Origin of the sequence: Exiguobacterium sp. s150 (assembly GCF_018618435.1) — a bacterium.
GTDB lineage: Bacteria > Bacillota > Bacilli > Exiguobacteriales > Exiguobacteriaceae > Exiguobacterium > Exiguobacterium alkaliphilum.
In genome coordinates this window covers 1-14,888 of record NZ_JACSMC010000011.1, presented here as the reverse complement: position 1 = coordinate 14,888, position 14,888 = coordinate 1, and the positions used below count along the sequence as shown (strand labels likewise).

Annotated in this window: 15 protein-coding genes and 2 riboswitches; of the genes, 7 read left to right on the top strand and 8 right to left on the bottom strand. The window is 52.9% G+C overall.

What is annotated here, in order from left to right:
• Positions 1-40: 40 nt before the first annotated feature.
• Positions 41-1,531 carry a potassium/proton antiporter gene (locus KNP76_RS07305; protein WP_371816174.1) on the bottom strand — a complete coding sequence of 497 codons (1,491 nt, stop codon included), beginning with the start codon at positions 1,529-1,531 and terminating at the stop codon, positions 41-43.
• A gap of 165 nt (positions 1,532-1,696) precedes the next feature.
• Between KNP76_RS07305 and KNP76_RS07300 the strand changes: the two genes are divergently transcribed.
• A complete protein-coding gene (locus KNP76_RS07300) occupies positions 1,697-2,632 on the top strand; it encodes an ATP-grasp domain-containing protein (RefSeq protein ID WP_029334170.1) in 936 nt (311 codons plus the stop codon).
• A gap of 234 nt (positions 2,633-2,866) precedes the next feature.
• Here the strand turns inward: KNP76_RS07300 and hemQ are convergent, their stop codons facing one another.
• Entirely contained in the window at positions 2,867-3,646 is a 780-nt protein-coding gene (hemQ, locus tag KNP76_RS07295) for a hydrogen peroxide-dependent heme synthase (RefSeq protein WP_214843779.1), read from the bottom strand.
• A gap of 333 nt (positions 3,647-3,979) precedes the next feature.
• Between hemQ and pta the strand changes: the two genes are divergently transcribed.
• From pta to KNP76_RS07280, 3 genes are all read left to right on the top strand, one after another.
• Positions 3,980-4,969: a phosphate acetyltransferase gene (gene pta / locus KNP76_RS07290; protein WP_214843777.1), complete on the top strand. Its 990-nt coding sequence runs from the start codon at positions 3,980-3,982 to the stop codon at positions 4,967-4,969.
• Positions 4,970-5,083: 114 nt separating this feature from the next.
• Positions 5,084-5,383, top strand: coding sequence for a rhodanese-like domain-containing protein (locus KNP76_RS07285; protein WP_034806958.1), 300 nt, complete (start codon positions 5,084-5,086; stop codon positions 5,381-5,383).
• Positions 5,383-5,547 (top strand): hypothetical protein, encoded by a 165-nt coding sequence (locus KNP76_RS07280; protein ID WP_034817679.1) that lies wholly within the window; start codon positions 5,383-5,385, stop codon positions 5,545-5,547. Before KNP76_RS07285 ends, KNP76_RS07280 begins: the two co-directional genes overlap by 1 nt.
• 58 nt (positions 5,548-5,605) lie before the next feature.
• Here the strand turns inward: KNP76_RS07280 and KNP76_RS07275 are convergent.
• Positions 5,606-6,933, bottom strand: a protein-coding gene (locus KNP76_RS07275; RefSeq protein ID WP_214843775.1) for an IS3 family transposase whose coding sequence is annotated in 2 segments (ribosomal slippage) — positions 5,606-6,534 and positions 6,534-6,933 — 1,329 coding nt in all. Because the reading frame shifts where the segments join, the coding sequence is not laid out codon by codon here.
• A 112-nt stretch (positions 6,934-7,045) separates the two neighbouring features.
• Positions 7,046-7,954 carry a GTP cyclohydrolase FolE2 gene (folE2, locus tag KNP76_RS07270; RefSeq protein WP_034817558.1) on the bottom strand — a complete coding sequence of 303 codons (909 nt, stop codon included), beginning with the start codon at positions 7,952-7,954 and terminating at the stop codon, positions 7,046-7,048.
• 252 nt (positions 7,955-8,206) lie between these two features.
• Between folE2 and KNP76_RS07265 the strand changes: the two genes are divergently transcribed.
• On the top strand, positions 8,207-9,037 hold the full coding sequence (locus tag KNP76_RS07265; protein ID WP_034806965.1) for a TerC family protein: 831 nt from the start codon (positions 8,207-8,209) through the stop codon (positions 9,035-9,037).
• A gap of 39 nt (positions 9,038-9,076) precedes the next feature.
• Here the strand turns inward: KNP76_RS07265 and KNP76_RS07260 are convergent, their stop codons facing one another.
• The 4 genes from KNP76_RS07260 to KNP76_RS07245 are packed head-to-tail and all read right to left on the bottom strand — an operon-like array spanning position 9,077 to position 12,042.
• The gene (locus tag KNP76_RS07260; RefSeq protein WP_211780389.1) at positions 9,077-9,610 is read right to left on the bottom strand and encodes a 1,2-dihydroxy-3-keto-5-methylthiopentene dioxygenase; all 534 of its coding nucleotides are present in this window, start codon (positions 9,608-9,610) and stop codon (positions 9,077-9,079) included.
• Positions 9,611-9,623: 13 nt separating this feature from the next.
• Positions 9,624-10,241, bottom strand: a complete 618-nt coding sequence (locus KNP76_RS07255; RefSeq protein ID WP_214843773.1) for a methylthioribulose 1-phosphate dehydratase — start codon at positions 10,239-10,241, stop codon at positions 9,624-9,626.
• Positions 10,238-10,888 carry a 2-hydroxy-3-keto-5-methylthiopentenyl-1-phosphate phosphatase gene (locus KNP76_RS07250; RefSeq protein WP_214843913.1) on the bottom strand — a complete coding sequence of 217 codons (651 nt, stop codon included), beginning with the start codon at positions 10,886-10,888 and terminating at the stop codon, positions 10,238-10,240. The genes KNP76_RS07255 and KNP76_RS07250 overlap by 4 nt, the downstream gene beginning before the upstream one ends.
• Positions 10,885-12,042 (bottom strand): 2,3-diketo-5-methylthiopentyl-1-phosphate enolase, encoded by a 1,158-nt coding sequence (locus KNP76_RS07245; RefSeq protein ID WP_034817565.1) that lies wholly within the window; start codon positions 12,040-12,042, stop codon positions 10,885-10,887. The genes KNP76_RS07250 and KNP76_RS07245 overlap by 4 nt, the downstream gene beginning before the upstream one ends.
• Positions 12,043-12,112: 70 nt before the next feature.
• Positions 12,113-12,214: riboswitch (SAM riboswitch) on the bottom strand.
• Positions 12,215-12,417: 203 nt separating this feature from the next.
• A riboswitch (SAM riboswitch) is annotated at positions 12,418-12,521 on the top strand.
• 79 nt (positions 12,522-12,600) lie between these two features.
• Between KNP76_RS07245 and mtnK the strand changes: the two genes are divergently transcribed.
• A complete protein-coding gene (gene mtnK, locus KNP76_RS07240) occupies positions 12,601-13,755 on the top strand; it encodes an S-methyl-5-thioribose kinase (protein WP_214843771.1) in 1,155 nt (384 codons plus the stop codon).
• Positions 13,752-14,786, top strand: a complete 1,035-nt coding sequence (gene mtnA / locus KNP76_RS07235; protein WP_214843769.1) for an S-methyl-5-thioribose-1-phosphate isomerase — start codon at positions 13,752-13,754, stop codon at positions 14,784-14,786. Before mtnK ends, mtnA begins: the two co-directional genes overlap by 4 nt.
• The last annotated feature ends 102 nt before the right edge of the window (positions 14,787-14,888 follow it).

Here is a 14,888-nt window from a genome sequence, read left to right as displayed (position 1 = left end):
CTAAACCTGATTCACGTGACGAAATGATGAAAAGAAATCGTCATAACTCGACACGTTCGAGCCCGTCCTCCCCGAACTTGCGGTCGAGTTGGTCGTGGCGGTATGTCGAGGCGAGGACGTATAACAAATCGCCCGGCTCGATTTTCGTCTGGCCCGTCGGCGGGATTAGATAGTCTTGGCGCACAATCGCGTTCACGACCGTGTTAGGTGGAAGCGTGATGTCGGCGAGCGTCTTCCCAATCATCGACGACTCTTCCGTCGCGACGTACGGAACGAGTTGATGTTGCGACTGTTTGCTCGAGACGAGCGCAATCGAGTACGGAGACCGAATCTTATCGGGTCCGAGTAAGTCGAGTTTCGCCGCAAGCGGGGTGAGCGTCGTGCCTTGAATCAAGGCGCTCGTCACGACGACGAAGAAGACGGCGTTAAAAATCAATTGGGCGTTATCGATGCCTGCGATGAGCGGGAACGTCGCGAGGACGATCGGGACCGCGCCTTTTAGCCCGGCCCATGAGATGAACAGCTTCTCTTTATTCGTAAACGCCATACCGAGCGTCGACAAGTAGACGGCGATCGGTCGTGCGATGAACATTAAGATGAACGAGATGAGCAAACCTTTCCAAATCAGTTCGAGGTCGAGCAACTGTTTTGGGAAGACAAGCAAGCCGAGGATGACGAACATGATGATTTGCATAATCCAGGCGAGCGCCTCAGAGAATTGGACAATCGTCACTTCGTGAGCCGTATGCGCGTTTCCGACAATCATCGCAGCGATATAGACGGCGAGTAGTCCACTGCCTGCAAAGTATGCAGCAGCCCCGTACGTCATGAACGCCATCGAAATCATGAGGACGGCGTGTAGTCCGCTCGAGTCAAGTTTCAAATGGTTGAGCATGAGGCGAGAGACGTTTCCGAGGAGATATCCAAGGAGTGCCCCGACGACAATTTGCAAGACGAACATCCAAATGCCGTCCCAAATGGTCGTGCCCGGTTTCATCATGAAATCGAGGGCAAGAATCGTTAAGAACATCGCCATCGGGTCGTTCGTGCCGGACTCGGCTTCGAGTGTCGCACCGACGTTCGGTGCAATGTTTTTCCCTTTGAAGGCGGCGAAGACGGCCGCCGCATCGGTCGAACCGATGATGGCACCAAACAGGAAAGATTCAATCCAATCTAAACCAAATACGAAACGAACGGCAACCGCGACGACAGCCGTCGTGAGCAAGACGCCAATCGTGGCAAGCGAGGCGGACGGGGCGAGGACGCTCCGAATCGAGGACCATTTCGTTTGAAGTCCCCCCTCAAACAAGATGACGATCAGCGCCGCTACCCCAATCATCTGTGCAAGGCCCGTATTGTCAAAGAAGATGATACCGGTGATATCGCTCCCGATCACCATGCCGATCCCCATGAACAAAATCAAGGCTGGAAGGCCGAAGCGGGTGGAGACGCGCGTGGCGAGAACCCCTGCAACGAGGAGCAGGCCGAACAATAAAATCAAACTGTCTGTACTGATTACCGAACCATTCAAACACATCACTTCCTTATAAAATTTGTCGCTTTTCTCAGTTATTATTAAGTTCATTATACCATGAAATCATTATTAATTAAGAAATAACGCATTGTAAGTTATGCACATTGGAATAATCGGATATGGCTATGGTAAAGTGAGGATACGAAAAAAGGGGAGGTACGTATGGCTAAAATTTATGTCTTACACGAAAACAATGAATGGACAGACCATCTCGTCAAACGACTGGACGAATTAGCTTTACCTTACGAATTGTGGCATTTGGATGAGGGAATGATTGATCTCGAGGCGACCCCGCCCGAAGGTGTGTTTTATAACCGGATGAGCGCCTCGTCCCACACGCGCGGACACCGTTACGCCCCGGAGCTTACGGAAGGGGTGCTCGCTTGGCTTGAGGCGAATAACCGGACTGTCTTTAACGGGACGCGTGCGATTCGTCTTGAAGTGAGCAAAGTGAATCAGTATACGGCACTTCGCCGCGAAGGAATCCGTGTACCGAAGACGATTGCGGCCGTCGGGAAAGAACAAATCATGAACGCGGCAGAGACGCTCGGGATGACGCCGTTTATCACCAAGCATAACCGAGCCGGCAAAGGGCTCGGTGTCCAGTTGTTTCATTCGATTGAGGCGTTACGTGAATATGTATATGGACCGCAGTTCGAAGACTCGGTCGACGGCATCACGCTCATTCAACAATATATTGAGGCGCCACAACCTTTCATCACACGCTGTGAGTTTATCGGCGGGAAGTTCGTCTATGCCGTACGCGTCGACACGTCGGAAGGATTCGAGCTGTGCCCGGCTGACGCTTGCTCGATTGAAGATCAGTTTTGCCCGGTCGGTGAGACGCCGCCAGCGAAGTTCGAGATCGTCGAAGGGTTTACGCATCCGATGATCGCGCAACTTGAGACGTTCCTCGCTACGAACGACATCGCCGTCGCCGGCATCGAGATTATCGAGGACCGAGACGGTAACGTTTACGCCTATGACGTGAACACGAACACGAATTATAACTCCGACGCTGAGGCGAAAGCGGGCACGTACGGTATGCTCGAACTCGCGACGTTCCTCGGGGACGCTCTTCATGCGAAGGCAAAATAAAGGGTCAGGCTTTTGCCTGACCCTTTCGCTGTGTATGTTTTAATTGTTGTTCAAATCGAAGTTGGACTAGCTCGGCTGTCGGTGCCATTCGCTCAATAAACGAATCTAAACGTTCCGCAGTGTCTCGATCTGATTCCTTGAACACGCGCATCGTTGTTCACCTCATTGATCATAATTTATGGAGTTGCCTCTATAAACTATGGTTCCCGAGGGAGCGTTTGCATAAACCTAGATTTAGCCTAGGAATGTGCCGAGTTCTTCTTTTGGTAAGATGTTTCCTACATAGAATTCGCCGAACTCGCCGTACTTCGCGCTTACTTCATCAAAGCGCATCTCGTAAACGATTTTCTTGAACTGGAGCGAGTCTTCTGCGAACAAGGTCACGCCCCATTCCCAGCCGTCGAATCCAGTTGAGCCGCCGATAAACTGTTGAATCTTGCCGGCGTAGCTACGGCCGATCATGCTGTGACGATACATGAGGTCTTTCCGCTCATCCATCGATAGCGTATACCAGTTATCCCCGTCACGGCGAGCCTTGCTCATCGGATAGAAACAAATATGCGCCGCTTTCGGGAGCGTCGGATAGAGACGAGCCCGGATATGCGGGTTCTCATAAGGGTCCCCGTCACCGGAACCACGGTACATCCCGAGTTCAATAACTGAAACGTAAGAGTATGACGGAATCATGTAATCGTACAATTTCGTCTTCCGGAGCGCGAGTTCGACTTGTTCAAGTTCTTTGAACGTCGGACGAAGGACCATCAAGACGATATCCGCTTTTTGTCCGAGAATCGAATAAAACGCGTGGCTTCCTTCCCCGCGCGCTTCGACCTCTTCGAGTGAAGCGAGGAAGGCAACGAACTCCTCGATCATCTCTTGGCGCGCTGTTGCGTCAACGGTTTTTAAGCGAGTCCAATCAATCGTACGAAAATCATGGAGCGTATACCAGCCATCCAAAGTGGCGGCGGCATGCTGTGTCTCTGTAGTAGGTGTTGGTGCAGGGCGTTCAGACATAAAAAAACTCCTTTCAGGAACTTAGGCTTCGCTGTTTATTTTACCATAGTCGCTTCACGGCCTGGCAAGTTTGACGTCACGTGTGAGCGTAATCACACGTGAGACCGGGTAAAGGGAAGACGACACAAAAAAAGAAACGGCTTCATATCTAACTGTATCAGTCATTTCTGTTTGACTGTTCTATTCGTATAATGATTGATTTCAAGCGATTTATGACGAAACGGGCAGAATAGTTTATTTTAAAAAAGGTCCTGTGTATAATTGAAATCGCATAAAGATAACAGTCGGTCACACAAACGTGACACTTACTTCAAAAAAAGGGGTTCATTCGTTATGAAACTATTTGATACGTTGAAACAAAAAGTCAGCCCAATCCGTCCTACAATCGTCTTGCCAGAAGGTGTCGACGAGCGTGTGCTCGGCGCCGCGGTCCGTTTGAAGAACGACGGCATGGTCGAACCAATTGTCATCGGACCAAAAGCTGAACTAGAAGCGGTCGCGACGAAGCACGGCTTTGACATTTCGCAGTTGACGCAATACGATCCGGCAACGTATGAAGACATCGAGACGCTCGTCGAAGCGTTCGTCGCGCGTCGTAAAGGCAAAGCGACACCAGAACAGGCTCGCGAATTGTTGACGTCTGACGTGAACTACTTCGGGACGATGCTCGTCCACACAGGCAAGGCAGAAGGTCTCGTCTCGGGTGCGATGCACGCGACAGCGGACACGGTCCGTCCGGCCCTTCAAATCATCAAGATGCAAGAAGGTATTAAGAAGACGTCTGGCGTATTCATTATGGTACGCGACAACGAGCAGTATGTCTTCTCAGACTGTGCGATCAACATCGCCCCGGACGCGGCCGACCTCGCGGAGAATGCGTACTTGTCAGCTTTGACGGCGAAGACGTTCGGCATCGAGCCACAAGTCGCGCTCCTCAGCTTCTCGACGAAAGGTTCAGCGAAGTCGCCTGAAACCGAGAAAGTCATTGAAGCGACACGTCTCGCGAAAGAGAAGGCTCCGAACCTTTCAATCGACGGTGAGCTTCAGTTTGATGCCGCGTTCGTCCCGAGCGTCGCAGCGAAGAAGGCACCGGGCTCTGACGTGGCCGGTAACGCCAACGTCTTCGTCTTCCCGAGCCTTGAAGCCGGGAACATCGGCTACAAGATGGTTCAACGTTTCGGCGGGTTCGAAGCGATCGGACCAATCCTTCAAGGACTCAACAAGCCGGTCAACGACTTGTCGCGCGGCTGTAACGAAGAAGATGTCTATAAATTGACGCTCATCACAGCAGCACAAGCCATCGACGAACGCAACGAAGCGTAAGTCAAAAAGCATCCTTCCTGAGCGGAGGATGCTTTTTTCAGGAGCAAGAAGCGTTTGTATGAAGAAAGTCTGAGGTAAACTAGTAGAGGATAACATTGAAAAGGGGGAACCAATATGCAACATATCCATGCAACCGAATTACGTGAGAAGCTCGAGAACGGCGAATCGCTCCACATCATCGACGTACGCGAACAAGACGAGTATGACGCAGGTCACATCCCGCACGTCCCGCTCTATCCGCTGTCCGAGTTCCCGGAAGTGACGGAGAAGCTCGCCAAGGACAACGTCTATCACATCATCTGTCGTTCGGGCGGCCGCAGCGTGACAGCAGGCGACTATTTGGAGTCTCAAGGTTATAAGGTCGTCAACGTCGAGGGCGGTATGCTCGCCTGGGACGGTGACATCGAAGCGTGATGCTTGAGAATCCATGGGTCGTCATTCCACTCCTTATCGCGCTGTATTTGACCGTGTACGCGTTCGTCAAACGGCTCGATTGGGCCAAATGGCGTCTCGTCTGGGCGGTATGGGTCATCTTGATTGTGATTTTGTTGACGATTCGGCTCATCCGGAGCCTATGAAAAACGAGTGAAGCCGATGGTAATCTGTACCCCTTGTAAAGGACATTAATAAAAAAACTTATGCTGATTCAAGGAGATGATTCCTGTACTGTACGGGAGTCATCTTTTTCATGTTCCATTGATAACGATGATGGTTGTAATAGTTAATGGTTTTTCGGATTTCACGCTGTAGTGAATCGAACGTGGTACAGGCCTTTAACTCGACGATATCCTTGAAATGTCCAAAGAATGATTCCTGGACAGCGTTATCCCAACAGTTGCCCCGTCGGGACATGGATTGACCTAGCTTCATACGCTTCACCTCTTTCTGGTAGGTCGGGCTCGTGTAGTGCCCTCCTTGATCTGAATGGATGAATGCGTCCTTGTCCAAGCGAATCCTCCGGTTCTTCCGTAAACGCTTCAACGTATCCAATACAATGTCGAGATTGATGTTCTCAGAGAGTTGATGCGCCAGTACCTCATTGGTCGAACCGTCCACGATGGTCGAAAGATAGGCTCGCTTACCGTTCCCGTAAAATATGTAGGTGATATCGGTGAGAAGCACCTTGTAGGGAGTGCCCTGTTTGAATTCGCGTTTGAGGCGATTCGGCACCACCCGGTGCTCGGCCGTCGCCTTAATGAGCCGTTTGTATGGCTTCGCCTTGCGGATTGGACACACGATGTTGTATTTCCGCATGATACGTCGGATACACTTCAGGTTCATCGTCACACCGAAATGACCAGACAGCACCATCTTGATCTGCCTAGCACCCTTCTTGCGCTTCTTGAAGTGGAACGCCTTCAGAACGAAGTCACGAAGAGCCATGTCTCTCGATTCGCGCTCCTGTCTGATCTGTCTCCTCCGTTCCGAGAAATAGGCGTGGTATCCCTGACGTGACACCCCGGCCACCTGGCAGAGATGGCTGACCATCCCCTTCATTTTGTGCTTGATGATGACACCTTGAATCAGCTCATACTTTTGCGATGCGTTAAGTCCAGCTTTCCTCTCCCTTCCGCCAGGCGGATCTCCTTTAATAGTTCGACCTCTGCTTTCAACAGTTTGTTTTCGGCCTCGAGCTTCGCGTACCGTTCTTCTGTCGACAGCTCTTTATCTCTCCAACGTCCTGAATTACTTGATCGTGTATCGCGCAGCCCCATTACCCCATCTTTTCGGTAAGCTCGTGTCCAGCGATTTTTACAAGAACTCATACGCCGTTCACCGAGTACCTCCACATCGAATCCACATCCCCGGAAGATTTCCACAGGGAACTTTCCTTCCAACGTCTGTGCTATAAAAAGTTCCTTAAACTCATCGGTATACGTGATCCCTTTCGGGCTCACAGATTTAACGTAAAGATTTGCGGCTAGCGCATCTATTTCTTTTGACGTAAATATCTTCTTCGACACTCGAATTCACTCCCAATATGATTTAGTCCAGTGTACACAAAAACCCTGAGCAGTAGACTTTTTTTTAGTGTCTACTACTCAGGGTACAGTTTATGGGGCTTCACTCGTTTTTTTAGTTCTCGCGCTTATCGAACGTGATCGAGGCGATCGCGTCGTGTTGGTGAATCGATTCTTCGTTCCGGCACTCGACGAAGAAGTTGACGACTTGTTTCATCTCATACAAATCGGCTGCGATCAAACGGACCATGTCTTCGACGAAGCGTGGGTTCTCGTAAGCGATCTCTGTCGCGCGCTTCTCGTCTGGACGTTTGAGGACAGGGTGAAGCGGTGCTGAGGCGTTTGACTCGGCTGCATCGAGCAACGCGACGCGCCAGTCGAAACCGTCGAGCGACGTCTCGTCGAGGCCGGCCTCGATCGTGATGTAGCCGCGTTGGTTGTGGGCACTGTATTCACTGATTTCTTTTGAGCATGGGCAGAGCGTTGTCACGTTGATGACGAGCCCGACCGTGACGCTCGCTGTGCCGGTTTCGAGGTTATACGACACGCGGTGCATGACGTCGGCGTTCATAAGCCCGCTGAGACCGGTCGCCGGTGCTTTTCGGCTGAAGAACCACGGGTAGCGGATTGTGAGCTGACCTTCCGTTTGTTCCATCCGCTCGGCAAGTTCTTGCGCGAACTCGATGAGCGACGCGTTCGATACGGTCCAACCTTGGTTATGGTATGCGTCGAGTTGCTCGGTGAGACGCGACATGTTGATGCCTTTCCGGTCTTGGACGAGTGACGTCGTCAATTCAAACGTCGCGACCGTCGCTTGAATCCCGTCCGGCGTCTCGATGTTGACCGGGTGCTTTACGTTTGAGATGCCGACGCTGTCGAGCGCGAACAAGAAGTTTTTTGGTGTGTTTTGTAGATCGACCATTTTATCTTTTTCTGTCGGTTTCGTTCCTTTGATCGGTGGGACCGAACCGAATAATTTATGTCGTTCTGCTTTAGTAGGTAAAGCGACATGGCTTGTAGACATAATCGGATTCTCCTTTTTGAGAGGGTGGGGACCACCACTCGTTCTTGTTAGGATTTTATCACGAAACGTACGTGAACCGGGTATCAATTTGCTCTAGGAACATGCTTTGAACCTGTTTTTAGTGAGAAACTTCATAGTGTGAAAAAATAACGATTGCTTTTAAAAAGAAATCGGAATAGAATGTTCTCGTGAACTTAAAAAAACAGTCACTATTAAATATGAAGGAACACAATAAAAAGGAGATGGATTTACATGGATTGGCAGTTAATTCTGCAGTATGCTTGGATCGTCGTCGTCCTCATCGGTCTTGAAGGGCTATTATCTGCAGACAATGCGCTCGTCTTGGCTGTCATGGTCAAACATTTGCCGCGCACGGAACAAAAGAAAGCATTGTTCTACGGCTTGCTTGGAGCGTTCGTATTCCGCTTCCTCGCACTGTTCCTTATCTCATTCTTAATCAACGTCTGGCAAGTGCAGGCGCTCGGGGCCCTCTATTTGATTGGGATGAGTGCGAGACATCTGTATATGACGTACAAGGCGCGCCACATGGCGCCGCATCAAGACCTGGCGGCAGAGGCGAAAGCCGAGACGGCCGTCACCGAGAAACCGGTCTCGCGCAAAGAGTTTTGGTGGACGGTCGCGAAAGTCGAGTTCGCGGACATCGCCTTTGCGGTCGACTCGATTTTGGCGGCGGTCGCGCTCGCGGTCAGTCTTCCGGCGCTCGGTCTCGGTGAAATTGGTGGCATCGACTCCGGTCAGTTCTTCGTCGTCTTGCTCGGTGGTCTCATCGGTGTCGTCTTAATGCGTTTCGCCGCACGAATCTTCGTGAAACTGTTACACCAGCGTCCGACGCTCGAGACAGCAGCCTTCATCATCGTCGGTTGGGTCGGGGTGAAGCTGACGGTTCTCGTCTTGGAGCACGAAGGCTTCAAACGATTAATCGAAGGAACACCGATCGAATTCATCGGACTCCCGCACGGGTTCGTCCACTCGACCGGTTGGACGCTCTTCTTCTGGTCGGTCATGGTCGCCATTGCCCTTTGGGGTTGGTTCTCTTCGAAACCGTCGGCGGTCAAACATTAAAAAATCCTGCTCTCCTTTAACGGGAGGCAGGATTTTTTGTTAGGCGGTCACATCTTCTTTCTCGTAAATCGGCACCCAGCCTTCCGTCGTCACGAAGATTCGGACGGCGACGACTTTGCGGTCGTCTTGGAGGGTGAAGTAGTGTCGTGTGTTCACCGGAACCGAGATGAGATCGCCTGGGTTCAGTTCGATGTTGAAGTAGCCACGCTCGGCGTCATCGATTGCGAAGATACCGTGGCCGCTGACGATGAAGCGAACTTCGTCGTCCGTGTGGTGGTGTTCTTTTTGGAAGTTGACGAGTAATTCGTCCAAGTTCGGCGTCGCATCCGAAAGCGAGATGACGTCGGCCGTCTCATAGCCACGGCGTTCCGATACATCTTTAATCTCGTCACGGAACGTCGCGAGAATCGCCTGTTTGTCCTCGTCCGTCAACTGGTAGTTCTCTTGCAGGTTTACTGGGAGCTTGTTGATGTCCCACTGTTCATATAGAATGCCGCGTGACTCTAAAAAGGCGCTCACTTCAGTTTGGTCGACGTAACGTTCTTCGGTTTGTTGGAAATAGATTGTAGCCATGGATGGTTCCTCCTTATGAATGCACGCCTAAGGCGCGTAGTTTTAACGTGTAGCTGAATAAAAACTCATATGCTTCTAAATAGCGTTTCGTCGCCGCCGGTGTCTCGCCCCAGACGGTGATGCCGTGGTTGCGGATGAGGACGGCACCGGCGCTTGAACGGACATGAGGGGCGAACGCCGCGGCAAGCGTCGGGATGTCGGCATGGTTGTCGATGATCGGGACACGGACGATAGCATCTTCTTCCCAATAATCGAGCGCCTTGATGATCTCTTGACCGGTGAAGACGACCTCGCCTCGAGCGGCATAAAGCTCGGAGATGACGTTGTTGTCAATCGTATGGACATGGAGCGAGCACGTTGCTTCGGTCCGGTTGAACACCTCCAGGTGGAGCAACGTCTCAGCGGACGGTTTTCCTGTCTGTTCGCCGATCAAGCGTCCGAAAGCATCGACGAGGACGAAGTCGTCCGGTGTTCGTTTTCGCTTGTCACGTCCGCTCGCAGTGACTAAAAAGGTGAGCGGGTCATCTTCGACGCGAATCGCCAAATTCCCACTCGTTCCGGGGAACCAGTCGCGGGCGGCGAGCTCATCTTTAATGTCGGCTAGTTCGAGCCAACGGGCGGTCACACTCATACGGTCACCTCCTGCAGATGATGGGTGATGTCATGGAACGTCTCGAACGGGGCGAATGGGATGCCTTCCGCCTCGCAGAGCGTGATGAGTTGTCCACGGGCATAGACGAAGTCCGCCCGTTTCGCAATCTCGAAATCGGTCACCGAATCCCCGATGACGATCAACCGGTCATTGGAATCGACGATGCGGCGGGCGATCGTCGGTTTACAGCAACCGCAATCGTTCGTGCACTGGTCGTCACACGCGTGTGGCCACGCGACGGTCACGGTCTCACCCGAGAAGTCGGCGACGTTACAGAAAATATGTTCGGAATCGACAAGGCCGTCTAAAATTGGTTGAACGAAGAAGTCCATCCCGCCGCTGACGACGTCAAAGTGCCATCCGTTTTGACGCACGTCGGCCAAAAAGGCAGTAAACCCAGGGCGTAACGCGATACGTTCCACCAAATAGTCTCGATATGCGGTACGTTCGCTACTTGGCAACAAGTCGAACAGTTGGCCGACGCCGGAGCGAATCGAGATGTCTTGGGCGAGGATCGCGTCTTTCAGCTCGATCCATTCGGGAGGGGCGAACGCCTTCATCAAGGCGATGATGTTGTCCTCGGCTGTGATGGTCCCGTCGAAATCGCAGAGGATATGGACCGTCATCGCGTCGTCCACGCTTTCAATGCCGTCTCGAGCTCGGTCGTCTGGCCGTCTCGTTGTCCGAGGACGTGCGCGATGGCCTGTTTGAACGCCCGGGCCCCGGCTGCGGCGCCGTCTGGGTGTCCGTGGATGCCACCACCGGCATTGATGACGACATCGGTTCCGAAATCACGGATGATGTCGGGAACGAGCCCTGGATGAATCCCGGCTGACGGGACCGGGAGAATCGCTTTTCTTTCGCTCGGTTCCGCGCTTACATCGCGGATGAGGAGCGCCTCGTCACGCGGCGTCGCGAGCGATCCGTACGGCGATGGAAAGAGCGTCAAGTCGGCACCGGCGAGTCGAGGAAGCTTCCCGAGTAGGAGTGCATGGCTGATTGAACCGGTCAAGGCGCCGGCGAACGCCGGGTGCGCTAAAATCGGCACGTTCACGTCCGGGTCTTTCGCCAGCTCACGCAAGGTATCGAGCCCGTATGTATAGACGTTGAAGAGGAGGGCCGTTGCCCCAGCGTCAATCAACCGTAGCGCTTGGTCACGTAACGTGAACACCGGTCCGCTTAGCGTGACGGCGTACAGGGCACGTTTTCCGGTCGCCTCGTAATGCTCGTCTAAGACGGTGCGGCCGATCTGCGCCCGCTCAAGTGAAGGGGTGAGCGGATTGTCATATAAAATCTCGTCGTCTTTGACGATATCGATGCCCCCGTCGAGCTGGTCACGGAGCTGTGCTTCTAAAAAGGTCAAGTCTCGGCCGATGACCCCTTTGAAGATGCTCATGACGAGTGGCCGGTCGTAGACGCCGAGTAGCTGACGGACGCCTTCTGTCCCGAACTTGGCGCCGGGAAACGTGTCGCGCAACGCTTCAGGTAAATCGAGGTCGACGAGCCGGACCGAGTCGTCGAGTGATAGCTTTCCGAACGTCGTCGTCAAGATGGATGAGAAGTCCGCACTGACGTTATGGAGCGGGTAGCGGATTTTGAAGCGGCTCGTCGTTTCCGTATGTGACGTCGAGACGACTTCGGCGCGATACGCTTGTAACTGTGCTTGTTCTAGGTGTGGTAAGTCCGTCCACGTGCCGACGGTCAACTCGAGCGCGATTTTCGCGGCGAGGTCGGCCACGCGGTCCGTACGGTTAATTTCATAAGTGGCGATGATGCCCATGTTCGTTCCTCCTTCCGGTCAAACAAAAAATGACCCCATGCCGAGGCAAGAGGTCATCATAAAAAATGAACTCTTATCTCTCAGCGTCTGCTGCAAGAATTAGCACCGTGCCCAATCGGGTCGGTTGCTGCGACATCATCGGGCTTGTCCCTCCGTCTGCTCTTGATAAGAATATGATTTGAAGTTGTGAAATTTAATTGAATTTTTGCACAGAATCGTCACAGCGTCAATTCCTTTTTTGAAAATTTTTTATTTTAGAAATTTGTTTCCATATATGCAAACAAAAAGTGACTCGATGCTCAAAAAAACAGCGTTGACAACCAGGGCGTCGACTCCGTAATATTCAGCTCATAGTCACACAAATCGAATAACACACTCTTATCGCGAGTTGGCAGAGGGAATTGGCCCGATGACGCCGCAGCAACCGACCAGTACGGCACGGTGCTACATCCACCAGACGAATGTCTGAAAGATGAGAGGAACAACCAATCTGGCTGTGCCTCTTTCTCGCGGAGAAAGGGGCTTTTTTTGTGGAAATCATCGAAAGGGGAAATAGACATGGCATATCAACCATTTACTGAACAGACGGTCGTCGATCACGTCCGGGCACTCGGACTGATTGAAGAAGGAGGGATCGCCCAATGCGATGAGATTGGGGACGGAAACTTGAACCTCGTCTTCCGCATCCGTCAAGGCGAACAGCGTCTTATCGTCAAACAAGCGCTCCCGTATGCGAAAGTCGTCGGGGAAAGTTGGCCGCTCACGCTTGAACGGGCCTGGATCGAGCAGCTCGCGTTGCGTCAGTTCGCAGAAGTCGTGCCACGTTTCGTGCCGAACGTGCTCGGGAGCGACCGGACGCTCGCGTACACGATTTTAGAGGACTTGTCCGATTATGAAATCGTCCGCACCGGTTACCTCGAAGGGAAGACGTATCCTGAACTGGCCCGTCACGTCGGTGAATTTTTAGGCGAGACGTTGTTCGCCACGTCCGACTACGCGGCCGGTCCAATCGAGAAGAAGCGGAAGGAACGGGAGTATTACAACCCGGAGCTGTGCGACATCACGGAAAAGCTCATTTTCACCGATCCGTATAAAGACACCGAGTCGAACAATATCGAGGCGGCGCTGCGTCCTGACGTCGAACGCCTCTGGCATGACAAGGCGCTCAAAGTCGAGGTGGCGAAACTGAAAGTCGGATTCGTCACGAAACATGACGCCTTGCTTCATGGCGACTTACATACAGGAAGCATCTTTGCGACGACGCAGGAGACGAAAATCATCGATCCGGAGTTCGCATTCTACGGACCGTTCGGCTTCGACGTCGGACAGATTATCGCGCATTTGACGCTCTCCACGTTCCACGATCCGCTCAAGCGATTCGAACGGTTCACGGACGTCCTCACGGTGTGGGAGACGTTTGAGAAGACGTTCCGCCACAACTTCACGAACGCCGTCGAGCCGTTCGACACGGAAGGATATGTCGACGACTTGTTACAAACGATTTTCGCCGACACGGTCGGCTATGCCGGTTGCGAACTCATCCGCCGCGCCATCGGCCTCGCCGGCGTCGCAGACCTTGAGACGTTACCCGAAACGACACGTCTCGAGCGGAAACGCGATGCGCTCGCGCTCGGTACGGCGCTCATTAAAGAACGTCACGAAGTTGACTCGATTGACGGCCTCGTCACCTTGTTATCGGGGGTACGCGTATGACGGTGCAAAACATTCGCTTTGACGTCTCGACCAATGAGTTGATTCTCTTAGACCAGACGCTCCTTCCGCATGAGGCACGTTACGTGACGATCGAGACGCTTGAAGAAGCGGAGCACGCGATTGAGACGCTCCAAGTCCGAGGCGCACCGGCGATCGCGTATTTCGGGGCGTTCGTCCTGGCGAAAGAGGCAGAGCGTCTCGTCGACGACCCAGATTTCACGCGTCGTCTCGAGATTGTCGGACGCCGTTTGATCGCGACACGGCCGACGGCGGTCAATTTACAAAACGTGATCGAGTCGCTTCTCGAATTGAACAGCGGGGACGATTTCGAACAGATTGCTGGGGAAATAAAACGGCGCGCGGTCGCCCTCTATGAACGTGACGTCGACACGTATCGGTCCATCGGAGAGCACGCACTGACCGTGTTGCCTTCAGGCGGGAACGTCTTGACGATCTGTAACGCCGGCGCTATCGCGACGTCGCGTTACGGGACGGCACTCGCACCGTTTTATGTTGGGAAAGAGCGCGGTGTCACGTTCAACGTCTTCGCCTGTGAGACCCGTCCACTTCTGCAAGGGGCACGCCTCACCGTTTGGGAACTCGACCAAGCGGACATCGACGTCACGCTTATCACCGATAATATGGCCGCGTGGACGATTCAAGCGAAAGGCGTCGACGCGATCATCGTCGGAGCCGACCGCATCACACGGACGGGACACGTCGCCAACAAGATTGGGACGCTTCAACTCGCCGTGCTTGCCAACCATTACGGCATCCCGTTCTATGTCGCAGCACCGCATTCGACGTTCGATTTGACGGTGGACGATGCGATTGAGATTGAGGAGCGGGACGCGAAAGAAGTGACACACATCGGTGGCCAGCCGACGGCACCTGTCGGCATCACGGTCTTCAATCCGGCGTTCGACGTCACACCACCCGAGCTCATCACGGGGCTCATCACCGAGGCGGGCGTGTTCGAGGCGAACGAGACGGCTATCACACATCATGTAGGGGGAACGATTCATGTCTAAAAAACTATTGATTTTACAGATTATACGAGCAGGAAAGCCCATACCGGGCATAGCCCGCCTTTAGGCATGGGATGAACGTGAGTTCGGATGTGAAAAACATCC

Coding starts and splice junctions, on each gene's coding strand:
- KNP76_RS07300 (WP_029334170.1), top strand. CDS start 1,697: ATGGCTAAAATTTATGTCTTACACGAAAACAATGAATGGACAGACCAT.
- hemQ (WP_214843779.1), bottom strand. CDS start 3,646: ATGTCTGAACGCCCTGCACCAACACCTACTACAGAGACACAGCATGCC.
- pta (WP_214843777.1), top strand. CDS start 3,980: ATGAAACTATTTGATACGTTGAAACAAAAAGTCAGCCCAATCCGTCCT.
- KNP76_RS07285 (WP_034806958.1), top strand. CDS start 5,084: ATGCAACATATCCATGCAACCGAATTACGTGAGAAGCTCGAGAACGGC.
- KNP76_RS07280 (WP_034817679.1), top strand. CDS start 5,383: ATGCTTGAGAATCCATGGGTCGTCATTCCACTCCTTATCGCGCTGTAT.
- folE2 (WP_034817558.1), bottom strand. CDS start 7,954: ATGTCTACAAGCCATGTCGCTTTACCTACTAAAGCAGAACGACATAAA.
- KNP76_RS07265 (WP_034806965.1), top strand. CDS start 8,207: ATGGATTGGCAGTTAATTCTGCAGTATGCTTGGATCGTCGTCGTCCTC.
- KNP76_RS07260 (WP_211780389.1), bottom strand. CDS start 9,610: ATGGCTACAATCTATTTCCAACAAACCGAAGAACGTTACGTCGACCAA.
- KNP76_RS07255 (WP_214843773.1), bottom strand. CDS start 10,241: ATGAGTGTGACCGCCCGTTGGCTCGAACTAGCCGACATTAAAGATGAG.
- KNP76_RS07250 (WP_214843913.1), bottom strand. CDS start 10,888: ATGACGGTCCATATCCTCTGCGATTTCGACGGGACCATCACAGCCGAG.
- KNP76_RS07245 (WP_034817565.1), bottom strand. CDS start 12,042: ATGGGCATCATCGCCACTTATGAAATTAACCGTACGGACCGCGTGGCC.
- mtnK (WP_214843771.1), top strand. CDS start 12,601: ATGGCATATCAACCATTTACTGAACAGACGGTCGTCGATCACGTCCGG.
- mtnA (WP_214843769.1), top strand. CDS start 13,752: ATGACGGTGCAAAACATTCGCTTTGACGTCTCGACCAATGAGTTGATT.